A 12,166-nucleotide genomic window follows, 5' to 3' on the forward strand; every position below is an offset into this window, starting at 1 on the left:
GGGGGGGGGCTCTGTCGCCCCCCTAATTCCTCGGATGAAACTCTATTATTGTACTCTTTAAATACTCCCTGTCCAGGTGGGTGTAGATCTCAGTTGTGGTGATACTTTCGTGGCCCAGCATTTCCTGCACGGCACGGAGGTCGGCGCCGCCTTCTACCAGGTGTGTTGCAAAAGAATGCCTGAAGGTATGCGGACTAATGGTTTTTCTCAATCCTGTCAATTCGGCCAGTTGTTTTATCAGCATAAAAATATAAACCCGGCTCAGCCTGCTACCCCGGCGGTTCAAAAAAACCAGGTCTTCTTCTCCCTTTTTTATGTCGATATGTATGCGTACTTGCTCTATCCAAATTTTAAGCGCTTTTATGGCTTCGCCGCCAATGGGTACTAATCGTTCCTTGCTCCCTTTACCGGTAACCTTTATAAATTCCACGTCCGATTCAAGGAACAAATTAGAGAGCCTTAATTCCGTTAATTCTGATACACGTAAACCGCAGCCGTATAAGATCTCCAAAATAGCTTTGTTGCGTGTGCCCTCGGGTTTAGATAAGTCAATGGCGGCAATCATTTTATCAATATCATGAATGCTCAGTGTATCCGGCAACTTGCGCTGTATTTTGGGTGTTTCTAACAGTTCGGATGGGTCGCTGGTAATCATGTCTTCCATCAGCAGGTATTTATAAAAGGCTTTTATGCCCGATAATACCCGCGATTGGGTTGAAGGTATCATCCCCAATTCGTTTGCCCAATTGATGAAATTACGCAGATCGGTAAGGGTAAATTTTGTTGGCGATAGTTTAGTTTCGAGTGTATCGGCATACTGGTAGAGTCTTTGCAGGTCGCGGCTGTAAGCTTCAATAGAGTTAGCAGCAAGCGATCTTTCTAATTTCAGATAGGTTTTAAACCCTTTTATTGCCGATGGCCAGTCCAATTGATTTTAGTTTTAATGATTTATAGCTAAGTTTGAACAAATGAATATACAAATTATAAACGGGCCAAATTTAAACCTGCTTGGCGTACGCGAAAAATCTATATATGGCAGTGCCGATTTTGAAAGCTACCTTGCCGAATTGCAGCAACACTTTACAAACATCACCATTAATTATTACCAAAGTAATATTGAGGGCGAAATTATAAATAAACTGCACGAAGTTGGCTTTAGTTATGCCGGTATTGTGCTAAATGCCGGTGCTTATACCCACACTTCTATTGCTATTGCCGATGCTATTGCCGCTATTAACACCCCAACAATTGAAGTGCATATTTCTAATGTATATAAAAGGGAAGAATTTAGGCACCACTCTATGCTGGCCGCAAATTGCAAAGGCGTTATAGCAGGCTTTGGTATGCACTCGTATAGGTTGGCAATAGAAAGCCTGCTGCTTAAGTACTAAATCTAAAAACGTACGTCTGAATTTTGGTTAAACCCGAGATTTAAAATTTGAAATTACCCCTGCATGAGTAAAGTATTTAAGATATCGTTTGTTGTACTGTTCGTATTAACTTTATTCGGAACTGATATTTCGGCGCAATCTAAACGTAAACCGCAATCTGTACGTGATTCGTTGCGCAAGGCTATTCTGCGCCGCGATTCAATGATGCGAACCTTTAAAAAGTCTGATACTTCTATCAATAACTTACTGCAAAAGGTAGAGTATTATACCTCATCATTTAACCAGATAAAAACCAGCCTGTCGCGCAATATTGATACGGTGGAGATCAGTCAAAAACTTCCCTCGTTTGAAACCCGTATCAGCCTGATCAAAAACCTGATAGACGACGATCGCTCAAGCACCCTGCGCTACCTTTACGCCATACGTGATATTTTAACCCGGAGTGATGATCAACTGGATATATGGCAGGACAAGTTAGCTGATATAAACTCCAAGCTGGTACAAAACCAAAACGAGCTGGCATCAATGGAAAAGGATTCATCCTTGAAAATTATCCCTGCAGATAGTAGCCTGCTCACCACCTACCTCATCCAAAAAATTGCTATTGATAGCAAGCATAAACGGTTGGATACCACCAACAAAAAGCTATTACTTAAAATTGGTTTGCTGCAAAACCGGATCTCATCCGTTTACATTTCGCTGCTTGATCTTAAAGATCAGATAGATATCAAGATTCGTGAGTTTAACATCCAGGCGCTTAGTGATGAAAATAATAGCATTTGGGAAATGGATGCCAACACCGAAAGCACCTTTAAAACAGCGCTTACTAAAACGGTGAGCATGAATACCAAGTTGCTGAGGTTCTTTATAATCCGCGATCCGCTTATTCACTTTACCGGTTTATTGGTTTTTGTATTGTTTTTGAGCTGGCTATACGCCAACAGGCGCAAAGTTGTCCGGATAAAAGAATCGCCTCAATCGGTATTTAGCCATGCTAAATATGTATCACTTTATCCTATTGCATCTGCTGTAATTATTACTTTCGCTATAGTTCCCAATTTTTACGACCATCCGCCCGTTGTTGTGCAGGAGATGTTTTTTATTGTACTGATACTGGCCATACTTTACCTGGTTAAAAAAACCTGCCCGCAAGCTTTATTTAAATACCTGCACATATTATTCTGGCTGGCAGTAATTTATAGCTTTAGCAACCTGTTTGTAGAGGCATCTAATACCGATAGGATTATCGTATTATTACTGTCCCTTATTACTACTGTCGTCAGCATCCGTTTCTTCACACAGGTTAAAAAAGCCCCCGAAGATTACCTGCCATATACCAAAATCATATTACAGATCTTTATCGGTCTACAGGGCATAGCCTTTTTATTCAATGTATTTGGCCGGGTTACGCTGTCAAAAATTGTAGGCGTTACGGCTATATATAATTTATGGCTGGCGTTAGGCATGTATTACCTGGTGCAGGTAATAATGCAAAGCCTTTTCTTGCAGTTGGAGGCCAACAAAAGCAGTAATGGCCTAAGCTCGTTCATTGATTTTAAACTGCTGCAAAATAAGTTCAGGAGCATTCTAACTATCCTGGCAACTGTGCTTTGGTTGATAATGCTTACACAAAACCTAAGTGTTGAAGACGCGGTATTTACCTATCTGGAGAAATTCCTGACTGAAAGCCGAAGCCTTGGTGGCACAAACACCAGCTTTACGTTTCAGAGTATAATCATATTTATAGCGGTGATATGGCTGTCATCCGTAGCGGCAAGGATCATCAGTTACCTATACGAGGTAGCGGGCAAACATGCCAATGATATTGATGTGCTGAAAAAGAAGAACCGTACTTCTACCTTGCTGATAAAACTGGGAGTATTTGCAGTAGGTTTTCTGTTAGCTGTAGCCGCCTCAGGTTTCCCGCTGGATAAGATCACCATTATCATAAGTGCCTTTGGTATAGGTATCGGTTTTGGCTTGCAGAACATTGTGAACAACCTGGTATCGGGTTTAATACTTGCCTTTGAAAAACCTATACAAATAGGCGATATTATTGAGGTGGATAACCGGTCGGGCACAATTATGGAGATCGGGATCCGGTCCAGCAAACTGGCTACAAGTGATGGTGCCGAGGTTATAATCCCCAATGGCGACCTGATATCGCACCATGTAATTAACTGGACGCTGAGCAATAATAACCGCCGTATCGAGCTGATCATCAGTGTAGCATATGGATCAGATATTGAGAAAGTTAAAACTTTATTGACCGATCTGCTCTCCAACCGGGACGAGATCATGGATAACCCGGCCCCATTGGTATTTGTACATAATTTGAATGAGAGCTCGGTTGATTTCAGGCTATTGTTTTGGGCTGCTGATATTGGCACCTGGTTATCGCTCAAAAGCAATGTACTTACAGATATTTATGCCACGTTTGATAAAGAAGGCATTGAGATACCATATCCGCAACGAGATCTACACCTGAGGCTTACTAAAGAGCAAACGGAGTTATTTGGAAAGGAAAAGGAAAAAGCATCAGAGGAAACAGATACGCCGCTTACCGATACTAACGACACCGATTTGCCGGATACCGATATAGTCCCAAAAGCGCCGGATAGGTAAATCAATCAAATACTCCCTTGTTGGTGTCCTCACCAACAAGCCGCCATGCATCCGGGCTGTGCAATTATAAACCGTTCTAAAGGTTATTGGTAAGGACGGACACCAATAACAGGGAACCTTTGTCGGTCTGAGGCTGTCGAAGACCTATACGAGCGACAATAGTTCGACAAGCTCACCATGACACTGATGTTTTTACGTGTTTGCGAGAAATACTGATTGAATAATTAATGAAGGTCTTTCTTCTCCAGGTCGGTAAATTTCGTCTTCTTATTGATAAAGAAATCCCAAACAATGCTGCGGGAATACGTGCCGGTTAGGTTGGGAGTTTTATGATTGGAAACAATAGCCTGATAATCTTTTGACTTTTGACTTTTAACTTTTGACTTTGAAAACAGCTTCCTTACAAAGTTTTGATGCGCTTTACTTATAGCCCAGGCATCTCTACGTTTACCCTCCATCAAAAAACGGGATAATGCTAACAAATCCATAAAAAAACGAAGACCTATCACCCAAAACGCCCGCCAAAACGGTAAGTTGTTCTTCAGCAGCAAAAGGTTATTGCGAAAGTTAAGGTATGTTTTAAACGGATTTTCGGAATTAAGCGTACCACCCCCAACATGATAAACAACAGACTGCGGGCAATACATTACCTTATGTCCCATGTTTTTTAATCGCCAGCAAATGTCAATTTCTTCCATGTGGGCAAAAAAGGTTTCGTCAAAGCCACCGGCTAAATCCCAGCAACGCTTTTTAATGAACATAGCCGCACCGGTTGCCCAGAATACTTCGCCGGCTTGCTCGTATTGACCCTTATCCTCCTCTATCTCGTAGAATATCCGCCCACGGCAAAATGGATAGCCAAATTTATCTATAAAGCCACCAGCGGCTCCTGCGTGCTCAAAATGGTCTTTTTGGTGAAATGATTTTATCTTGGGCGCGGCCGCGGCTATCTGCACATCACTTTCCATCAGTTCAATAACCGGCTGGATCCAGTTGGGTTCCACCTCCACATCCGAGTTCAGCAGGATGTAATAATCGGCCTCAACCTGTGCCAGTACCCGGTTATAACCGCCGGTAAAGCCATAGTTCTCTTTATTTTCTATTATCCTGATAGATGGGTACCTGCTCCGTAAAAATTCAAGAGAATCATCTGATGAGCCATTATCGCCTACCACAATATCCAAATTAGGATAAGTAGAGGCTAATACCGAGGGCAAAAAGTCGCGAAGGTACTTGATGCCGTTCCAGTTTAATATTACTACGGCAACTTTGGGTGTGTTCATCATTTGTTTATATCCTCCGGTCTGTATTTCCACCTGCGGTGGCTCCACAGCCAATATTGAGGTTTTTCTTGTATTAATTTTTCGAGGTATTGCACATGCGCCTCGGTAATTTCGTGGTCTGTAGTTTGTTTGGGCTGCTCAATTAAGGGCACAAGCGTATAAGTATAATAACCACGGCTAACCCTGTCTATCCGGTAAAATATCACTACAGCATCAATAAGCTTAGCCAATTTTTCTATCCCCAGAAACACCGCTGTAGGCTGGTTCAGAAAAGTGGTGAAATAGTTTATCTCGTGCATGTTTGGTGTTTGATCGCTCACCAGTACGCTAAAGGTAAGATCGTTCTTAAAAGCGATCATGGTGCGCAGCGTTTGTTTCATGGCAACCAGTATGGCCCCAAAACGTGCCCGTACCCGGTTAAACAAATCATTAAACACCTCATTGGTTTGCGGCTTGTAAACTATTATGCGTTTCTCGTTGGTTAATAAACCAAAAGCAAGTGCCGCCATTTCCCAGTTGCAATAATGCCCGGCTGCCGCAATAATGCTTCGGCCCTGTTTAAAGTAATGATTCACCAGTTCGGGGTTTGTTGGCTTCATGCGTTTGCGTAACGATTTTTCTGATACAGTGATCATCTTTATAGTTTCAACCATCAGGTCGGCCATATAGCGGTAATATCTGCGCTCAATTTTGTTGCGTTCAGCCTCTGTCCGCTCCGGGAAAGAGTTTTTCAAATTCAGCTTCACCACATCGCGCCTGTAGCGGATAACGTAGTACAAAAACAGGAAGATAACATCGGCTACGCCGTATAAAAACCAAAACGGCAATAGCGATACCAGGTACAAAAAAAATATACCCGTATTTAAAGCCGCTTTTCTTAACATTTTTACCAATTTTGCCACAAACATAAAAAATATATATGATTGAGAACGGTGCTGTTTTACCTATGTTTTACCTTCCGCCGGTTGAGTATTTCACAAAGCTGATCGCTTTTAAGCCGGATGTGGTATTTGAAAAGGAAGAACATTTTCCTAAACAAACCTATCGTAACAGGGCAAACATCTACTCGCCCGATGGCAGGCAAACGCTTACTGTACCTATTATAAAAGGCTCAAAAAATCACACCAAAACAAAGGATGTGAAAATAAGCTACGATTTTAGATGGCAGCGTTCGCACTGGATGGGGCTACAAACCTGTTACCGCAGCTCGGCTTATTTTGAATATTACGAAGATGATTTTGCACCGTTCTACGAAAAGCAAACTACTTTTTTGTTTGATTATAACCAGCAACTGCTGGAATTATTGCTGCGCCTGCTAAAAATAAAGATGGAGTTTAAGTTTACCGATACTTATGAAGCCACCTACCCCAACCTTACCGACCTGCGCAACGTACTGAACGGTAAAAATGCACCCGATACCGAACAAAAGCCCTACTTTCAGGTTTTTGATGAGCGGCAGGGATTTTTAAAGAACCTGAGCATTGTTGACCTATTATTTAACCAGGGCCCGCAAACTTTAAATTATTTGTAATGGGATATACCAAGCGTGTTCGTTATAAAAATCATAAAAGACATATTAATGCTGGGGCACGCCCAGGTTCTATCATTATCCCCCATGATGCTTTACCTTCTAAAATAACTATCTACTCTTTTAATCAAGACGACCTGCAGGTGAGCAAAGGTGAGGATATGCAAACCATTACCCGGCAAATTGCCAAATGCACCGATCATACCCACTGGATAAGAGTGAACGGACTTGGCGATGCACGGTTGATGGAAGATATTGGTACTTTCCTGAGCATTAACCAACTGGTATTAGAGGATATTGTAAACACCCACCAACGCCCTAAGTTTGACGAGTACGATGGTTACGTATTTGGCACCAGCCGTATCATTTACTTTAATAACGAGACCGAACTGGTGAATTGCCAGTTTAGCGGGATAGTGAAGGATAACATTATTATCAGCTTTGAAGAAAGCTATGTAGATTACTTTGAAGCTATAATCGTTCGTTTAAAAGCCGGTAAAGGGAATATCCGTACCGCCGGACCGGGTTATATTTTTTATACCCTTATAGATACCATACTGGATAACTATTTTGTGCTGCTATCGCAAATTGGCGATCTGATAGACCAAATAGAAGATAAGCTTTACCAAAGCCCCGATAAAAGCATCATGTTTGATGCCCAGCAATTAAAGCGAACCCTGATCATTGTCCGCCGCGCCTGCTGGCCCGAACGCGATAAAATAAATGATATGATCCGCAGCGAAAGCCCGGAAATAACAAAGGAAACAAAGCTATTTCTGCGCGATGCTTATGACCACTGTATACAAGCTATGGATATGGTAGAAAGCTACAAGGAGGTTACCAGCAGTATTATAGACCTGTACCTAAGCATGGTGAGCAACCGCATGAACGAGATCATGAAAGTGCTTACCATTATCTCGGCTATATTTATTCCGCTAACCTTTATAGCCGGTGTTTACGGTATGAATTTTAGCCGGGAAGATACCCACGGCCATGTGATAAAGGATAATATGCCCGAGCTTTATGTACAGCACGGTTATGTATATGCCCTTATATGCATGTTAGCGATAGCCGTTATCCAGATCTTTATTTTTTGGAAAAAGGGTTGGTTTAGTAAGTTGTAATAACAATATCAACTCCACGTCATTACGAGGTACGAAGTAATCCCTTTGAGTAAATCCTTCATGCAAGGTGTATAATTGTCCTAAAGAGATTGCTTCGTACCTCGCAATGACGGTTATATTATACTCTCCCCAAAAACCTTTTCTTCAATCGCTCCCTTATCGGTTCATCGTATAGTTTTAAGGCTGCGTAAGCCAGCAGGATAAAAAAGAAGAACAAACCTATTGCCACCGGGATAACCGTTTGTGGCGATGGTTTGGTTTTGATGATCCAGAAGGTGTAGATATAGATGAACGGATAATGCGTGATGTATATGGGGTAAGAGATATCGCCTGAAAACTTACAAAGCTTGGCCCATCGGCCGCTGATCTGTCCGCCGGCACCCGCTGCTATCAATAGCGGGAACGCGATGATGATACAAGCGGCCTCGTAAAATCCATTCCAGCTATACCATGGGAAAAAGAACAGCGCCGCCAGGAAAAGTGAGCATACGGTATATGCCATTGGAATGCGGATCAGTTTACCTGTGCGGAACAGCAACAACCCGGCAAAGAAAGGGAACATCATCCGTACCGGCGCTACCCAGATATTGGGATACCCTTCGGCCCCGTCCCCGTAAAACCAGTTAGCAATAAAGGCCGATTTTATTTTTGCGTAACCCCAGCCTGTACCCAAATCGCCGTGATCTACAGCCACTACAGTTAGCATAATACCGCTGATGATAACTACTATCCAAAGTATAGTTTTAGTCATTTTGCGACCAAATATGGCGTAGATAATATTGGCAATGTATTCCTGCAGTAAGCTCCAGCAAGGCCCGTCCAAAGGGTGCGTTTCGCTCCAGCCACGTACATCTACCGGTGCTGGCAGCATGGTAAAACCTATCAATGTAACTATAACCAATTTCCAAACATCAAAGTGCAGGTTATCCTTAAATGGATCGAACCAAAAGGCGATAGCACCTATAATTGTACCCAAAATAACCAGCGGGTGCAGCCTCACCAACCTTATCTTCAGGAATTGTTTAATGGTCATGCCCTTTGCCCAGCGATCGTCATATGCGTAGCCCACCACAAAGCCCGACAGCATATAGAAAAAATCTACAGCCAGGTAACCATGGTGCATGGGGTGTTTAGGCATCTCGGGGAAATAGCCCTCAAACAAATGAAATATAACCACTAAAAGCGCGGCTGTGCCACGCAATCCGTCAAGGATGGGGTAATGAGGTTTAGACATAAAGGGCTTATCAGGTTTAAATTGTTAGGCCTTTAAAGGTAATGGATGGGATTGGCATGTGCAAATCTTCCACCCATCCTTGCGAAGCACGGGAGAAACCTTCTACAAGCAGTATGTATGTGCAGCGAAAATCAGGAGAAAAAGTGTGTCCACTATTGGTATGCTATTCCTCTACACCGCCTTTAAAAAACTGCTGATTAAAATTAACCAGGTAAAGCTCATTCGTCGCGCGTGTACAGGCAGTATAAAACCATCTCAGGAAATCGGTATTCACCATTTCATCCGTTAAGTACCCCTGGTCAACAAATACGGCTTCCCATTGGCCGCCCTGTGCTTTGTGGCAGGTTATAGCATAAGCGAATTTAACTTGCAGGGCATTATAATAAGGGTTTAACTTTAGTTCGTTATGCTTGTCGCGCTTGTTTGGGATATGATCGTAATCTTTCATCGCTTCCAAATAAAAGCGTTTCTGATCTATCGATTGCAGGGCGGGCGCTTCCGAATACAGAGTGTCCAGCAGAATCTTACAATCCAGCACTGGGTCTTCGGCATAATCAATAAACTCCAGTTGCACATCGGCAAACCTAAAGCCGTACATTTCCTCTATCCGGCGTACCTTTTTCACTCGGGCTATATCGCCATTGGCAATAAAACCGGTGCTGCCCTCCTCCTGGTCCTGCAGCCAAAAATAGTTGTTCTTCACCACCATTAGTTGGTCGCCGCCGGTTAGTTCTTCCTCGCGCATCAGTATGCGCCCGCGGATCTGCCGGTTATAAAGATTGGCGTTTTTGTTACTGCGGCAAATAATGAGCGTATTATCGTGCCCATACTTGCTGTAGGCATAGTTAAGGCCTTCTTCCAGCAATTCACTGCTCATGCGGTAAACATCTTTATAGCCTTTGGTTACTATTTGCGGCATTACCTCCCTGCCCTGGCGAATAATATCGCGCACCTTAGTCACATTAAACAATATGCCCGAATCTTTTTGTTGGCGCAATACATCGGTTAGTTCATAGCTAAATATGGTTAGGCCAAACTGGTCTTTCATTAGTCTGGCATCCAGCGCCGGGCTATTGTCCGCGCCAACCGGTGGTAACTGGGCGGTATCGCCCACAAGCATCAGCTTACAGTTTTTGGTGTTGTACACGTAATTAACCAGATCGTGTAGCAGGGTTTCGCGGTTGTTACCGGTCAACTCGTCGGATATCATGGAGGCCTCGTCAATAATGAAGAGCGTGTTGGTGCTCATATTTTCGGCGATCATGAAGGATTCATCTACATTTAGCGCCGATTTTTTACGGTAGATGCGTTTATGGATAGTAAAAGCCTTGCGGCCGCTGTAATTGGTGATCACCTTTGCCGCCCGCCCTGTTGGCGCCAGCAATACCGCTTTAAAATGATATTGCGGCAAGGCTTTTACCAGCGCGCCAAGCACGGTGGTTTTACCGGTACCGGCATAACCTTTCAGTATAAAGCAGTCGTCCTCTTCCCCGCTGCTTAAAAACTGGTGGAGTTTGCCAAAAAGTTCCAGTTGCTGCGGGGTAGGTTCGTGCGGAAAACCCTGGCGGATATGATCAATTGTTGCCACATCACAAAAATGCTGATAAGTATGTTAATTAAGTAATTCAAAAAATATTACTTTTGTTAACCTGCATGAGCGAAAACAGACACCACTATACCAGCGATGATTTAAGCCTGAACCAGGCCCACAGCTATACCCTGTTATTACAGGTTGATGCAAACAGCTTTAATTATGCTGTAATTTCCGGCAAACAGCTTTTAGCCTGGGCCGAAAGTTATTCTTTAGACGAACTGCGCAACCCGCGGCAACTGCATGATATTTTAACCGCCAATTACAAACAGGTAATTACAGGTTTACACGCTACAGGCTTCACTCTATTCCCCAATAGCTTGTTTGATAGCAAGCGCATTAATGATATAGCCCGCCTGCTCGACGTACACGAAACCGAAAAAATTTATACAGAGGCGTTAGATAACCAAAACGTTATTATTTACAAGGTTGATGAAGTGTTAACCGATACCACAAAAGACCTTGATAACAACCAAACAGTTTATACTGATGCCGGTTGGATAAAGGCCATTGCCAAAAACCACCCTTTAAGTACCAACCTGTATTTAAACATTGGTAACGATACCGTATCCTTTGTTAATTTCACAAGTGGCAAGCTGCGTTTTTACAACACTTTTACGTTTAAGAACCACGAAGAGCTGGCTTATTTTTGCGCGCTGGTAGCAACCGAACTGGAAATTAAACCCGAAGATATACAACTGTTTGTTAGCGGTGATATTAACACTACCGACAGATATTTCACTTACCTTAAAGACTTTTTTGGCGAGGTAAACCTTAACGGCATACAGGTACTTGACCTGCCTGCACGCGTCGAATCTCACAAAATATTAGGCCTTGCTGCTTTATCGCTATGCGCATCATCGGAGGAAAACTAAAGGGTTTAAGGCTTAATCCGCCAAAAAATTTACCGGTACGCCCAACTACTGACCTTGCCAAAGAGGCACTTTTCAACATTCTGCAAAATCAAATTGAGTTTGAAGATATAAAAGTGCTCGACCTTTTTAGCGGTACGGGCAACATTGCTATGGAGTTTGCGTCGCGCGGAGCGGAAAAGGTTACCGGGGTTGACCGCGCCATACAATGCGTGCATTATTTAAAAGATGCATCGCGCCAGCATGGGTTAACGCAAATTGAAACCTTTAAGGCTGATGTGTTTAAATACCTGGAAATGGAAACAGAACAATACGATCTGATATTTGCCGACCCGCCCTACGACCTGAACAAGATACCCGAGATACCCAAGATAGTATTTGAGAAAAACCTGCTTGTTGAAGGCGGCATGCTTATAGTGGAGCATCAATCGCTGCAAAACCTAAGTAACCACCCTGCCTTTGTAGAGCAGCGTAAATACGGGCATTCGTCGTTCTCATTCTTTAAAGCCTAACCTACC

General features: G+C 43.0%; 11 protein-coding genes. 6 read left to right on the forward strand and 5 right to left on the reverse strand.

Features of this window, described 5'->3' with window-relative positions; translation table 11 throughout:
• Positions 1-22 precede the first annotated feature (22 nt).
• Entirely contained in the window at positions 23-928 is a 906-nt protein-coding gene (gene xerD / locus NPE20_RS03315) for a site-specific tyrosine recombinase XerD (RefSeq protein ID WP_256537177.1), read from the reverse strand.
• Positions 929-968: 40 nt separating this feature from the next.
• Here xerD and aroQ point away from each other — a divergent pair, with 40 nt between their 5' ends.
• Both aroQ and NPE20_RS03325 read left to right on the forward strand, forming a co-directional pair.
• Positions 969-1,391 carry a type II 3-dehydroquinate dehydratase gene (gene aroQ, locus NPE20_RS03320; protein WP_256537178.1) on the forward strand — a complete coding sequence of 141 codons (423 nt, stop codon included), beginning with the start codon at positions 969-971 and terminating at the stop codon, positions 1,389-1,391.
• A gap of 63 nt (positions 1,392-1,454) precedes the next feature.
• A complete protein-coding gene (locus tag NPE20_RS03325) occupies positions 1,455-4,016 on the forward strand; it encodes a mechanosensitive ion channel family protein (RefSeq protein ID WP_256537179.1) in 2,562 nt (853 codons plus the stop codon).
• A gap of 224 nt (positions 4,017-4,240) precedes the next feature.
• Here the strand turns inward: NPE20_RS03325 and NPE20_RS03330 are convergent, their stop codons facing one another.
• Together NPE20_RS03330 and NPE20_RS03335 are read right to left on the reverse strand one after the other, a co-directional pair.
• The gene (locus tag NPE20_RS03330) at positions 4,241-5,299 is read right to left on the reverse strand and encodes a glycosyltransferase family 2 protein (protein WP_256538666.1); all 1,059 of its coding nucleotides are present in this window, start codon (positions 5,297-5,299) and stop codon (positions 4,241-4,243) included.
• A complete protein-coding gene (locus tag NPE20_RS03335) occupies positions 5,299-6,183 on the reverse strand; it encodes a lysophospholipid acyltransferase family protein (RefSeq protein WP_256537180.1) in 885 nt (294 codons plus the stop codon). Before NPE20_RS03335 ends, NPE20_RS03330 begins: the two co-directional genes overlap by 1 nt.
• A gap of 35 nt (positions 6,184-6,218) precedes the next feature.
• Here NPE20_RS03335 and NPE20_RS03340 point away from each other — a divergent pair, with 35 nt between their 5' ends.
• Together NPE20_RS03340 and corA are read left to right on the forward strand one after the other, a co-directional pair.
• The gene (locus tag NPE20_RS03340; protein ID WP_256537181.1) at positions 6,219-6,830 is read left to right on the forward strand and encodes a WbqC family protein; all 612 of its coding nucleotides are present in this window, start codon (positions 6,219-6,221) and stop codon (positions 6,828-6,830) included.
• Complete coding sequence (gene corA, locus NPE20_RS03345; protein WP_256537182.1) at positions 6,830-7,951, forward strand: magnesium/cobalt transporter CorA; 1,122 nt, start codon at positions 6,830-6,832, stop codon at positions 7,949-7,951. Before NPE20_RS03340 ends, corA begins: the two co-directional genes overlap by 1 nt.
• A gap of 118 nt (positions 7,952-8,069) precedes the next feature.
• On the opposite strand, the gene NPE20_RS03350 is transcribed toward corA, so the two are convergent.
• Positions 8,070-9,185 (reverse strand): acyltransferase family protein, encoded by a 1,116-nt coding sequence (locus NPE20_RS03350; RefSeq protein WP_256537183.1) that lies wholly within the window; start codon positions 9,183-9,185, stop codon positions 8,070-8,072.
• 163 nt (positions 9,186-9,348) lie between these two features.
• Positions 9,349-10,773, reverse strand: coding sequence for an ATP-dependent DNA helicase (locus NPE20_RS03355; protein WP_256537184.1), 1,425 nt, complete (start codon positions 10,771-10,773; stop codon positions 9,349-9,351).
• A gap of 65 nt (positions 10,774-10,838) precedes the next feature.
• Here NPE20_RS03355 and NPE20_RS03360 point away from each other — a divergent pair, with 65 nt between their 5' ends.
• Positions 10,839-11,651: a DUF3822 family protein gene (locus tag NPE20_RS03360; protein ID WP_256537185.1), complete on the forward strand. Its 813-nt coding sequence runs from the start codon at positions 10,839-10,841 to the stop codon at positions 11,649-11,651.
• Positions 11,627-12,160, forward strand: a complete 534-nt coding sequence (rsmD, locus tag NPE20_RS03365; RefSeq protein WP_256537186.1) for a 16S rRNA (guanine(966)-N(2))-methyltransferase RsmD — start codon at positions 11,627-11,629, stop codon at positions 12,158-12,160. The genes NPE20_RS03360 and rsmD overlap by 25 nt, the downstream gene beginning before the upstream one ends.
• Positions 12,161-12,166: the final 6 nt, after the last annotated feature.

The sequence above is a fragment of the Mucilaginibacter aquariorum genome (genome assembly GCF_024498135.1).
GTDB classification, from domain to species: domain Bacteria; phylum Bacteroidota; class Bacteroidia; order Sphingobacteriales; family Sphingobacteriaceae; genus Mucilaginibacter; species Mucilaginibacter aquariorum.

Bases quoted from the DNA above. Each gene is read 5' to 3' on its own strand.
- corA (WP_256537182.1), top strand. From the start codon at position 6,830: ATGGGATATACCAAGCGTGTTCGTTATAAAAATCATAAAAGACATATT.
- NPE20_RS03340 (WP_256537181.1), top strand. From the start codon at position 6,219: ATGATTGAGAACGGTGCTGTTTTACCTATGTTTTACCTTCCGCCGGTT.
- rsmD (WP_256537186.1), top strand. From the start codon at position 11,627: ATGCGCATCATCGGAGGAAAACTAAAGGGTTTAAGGCTTAATCCGCCA.
- NPE20_RS03360 (WP_256537185.1), top strand. From the start codon at position 10,839: ATGAGCGAAAACAGACACCACTATACCAGCGATGATTTAAGCCTGAAC.
- aroQ (WP_256537178.1), top strand. From the start codon at position 969: ATGAATATACAAATTATAAACGGGCCAAATTTAAACCTGCTTGGCGTA.
- NPE20_RS03350 (WP_256537183.1), bottom strand. From the start codon at position 9,185: ATGTCTAAACCTCATTACCCCATCCTTGACGGATTGCGTGGCACAGCC.
- NPE20_RS03330 (WP_256538666.1), bottom strand. From the start codon at position 5,299: ATGAACACACCCAAAGTTGCCGTAGTAATATTAAACTGGAACGGCATC.
- NPE20_RS03325 (WP_256537179.1), top strand. From the start codon at position 1,455: ATGAGTAAAGTATTTAAGATATCGTTTGTTGTACTGTTCGTATTAACT.
- NPE20_RS03335 (WP_256537180.1), bottom strand. From the start codon at position 6,183: ATGTTAAGAAAAGCGGCTTTAAATACGGGTATATTTTTTTTGTACCTG.